General features: G+C 49.6%; 1 protein-coding gene. It reads right to left on the reverse strand.

Annotated features, from left to right (window positions below):
- On the reverse strand, nt 1-1,435 hold a 1,435-nt coding region (locus tag R7P67_RS24260; RefSeq protein WP_318086244.1), incomplete at both ends, for a UvrD-helicase domain-containing protein.

A 1,435-nucleotide genomic window follows, 5' to 3' on the forward strand; every position in this document is an offset into this window, starting at 1 on the left:
ATTCCTCCAAGTTCTCAATACGAGCCTTAGACTTTTCGCCCTTCTCTTGCTCATACATGGCAAACAAGCCAGAGTACTTGATCACATGGTCTGTTTGCTCGTGCAACGGCATCTCTAACGTGTCGTCTTCGAGTGCGGTAATAAGTTCGATAAAGCGACCTAATGCCCCAGCCGCTCGACCCGCGAGCACTTGTTCATCCAACATCGCAACGCTGGCTTCCCACATCGTGCAACCACGATCGCGCGCCGCACGGCGAATGGTTTCTAGTGTCTTGTCACCTAAACCACGAGTTGGCGTATTCACCACACGTTCAAATGCAGCATCATCATTGCGGTTAGCCATCAAACGCATGTAGGCCAGTGCGTCTTTGATTTCCTGACGCTCGAAGAATCGCATACCACCATAAATACGGTATGGTAGACCAGCTTGAATCAACGCTTCTTCCAGTACACGAGACTGGGCGTTGTTGCGGTACAGCATCGCTGCATCATTCAATGCTCCACCTTTGTCTTGCCACTCTTTGATTTTGTTAACCGCAAAACGGGCTTCGTCCAACTCATTGTAAGCACTGTAAACCGAAATCGGCTCACCAACGACGCCGTCAGTCCACAGCTCTTTACCCATACGCTCAGTGTTATTGGCGATCAAGGTATTGGAAGCTTCCAAAATGGTCTTGGTGGAACGGTAATTCTGCTCTAGGCGAATGGTGGTTACGCTTGGGAATTCACGGGTGAATTTCTCAATGTTTTCGACTTTTGCTCCGCGCCAGCCGTAAATCGATTGGTCATCGTCACCCACGATCATCACATGACACTCAGGCCCCGTCATCATGCGTAGCCAAGCGTATTGGATATTGTTGGTGTCTTGGAACTCGTCAACCAGAATGTGTTTAAAGCGTGCCTGGTAGTGCTCTCGGACAAACTTGTTATCGCGCAGTAGCTCATGAGCGCGAAGCAGAATTTCTGCAAAGTCGACCAAACCTGCACGGTCACACGCTTCTTGATAAGCGGTGTATAGCTGCAAGTAGGTTTTGGTCACAGGATCGTGGTAAGCATCGATATGTGCTGGGCGCAGGCCTTCGTCTTTTTTGCCGTTAATCCACCAAGCCACTTGGCGTGCAGGCCACTGCTTTTCATCCAGATTTTGTGCTTTGATCAGACGCTTCAGTAAACGTTGTTGATCGTCGCTGTCGATGATTTGAAAATCTTCCGGTAGCTTGGCATCAAGATAGTGCGCGCGCAAAATGCGGTGACAAATACCGTGAAAGGTACCATTCCACATGCCTGACGCACTGCCCATCATCAACTCTTCAATACGGCCACGCATCTCCGCTGCCGCTTTGTTGGTAAAGGTTACCGACATGATTGAGAATGGAGACGCTTGTTCTACCGACATCAACCAAGCGATACGGTGAACAAGAACACGAGTCTTACC

Source organism: Vibrio sp. Vb0937 (assembly GCF_033338855.1).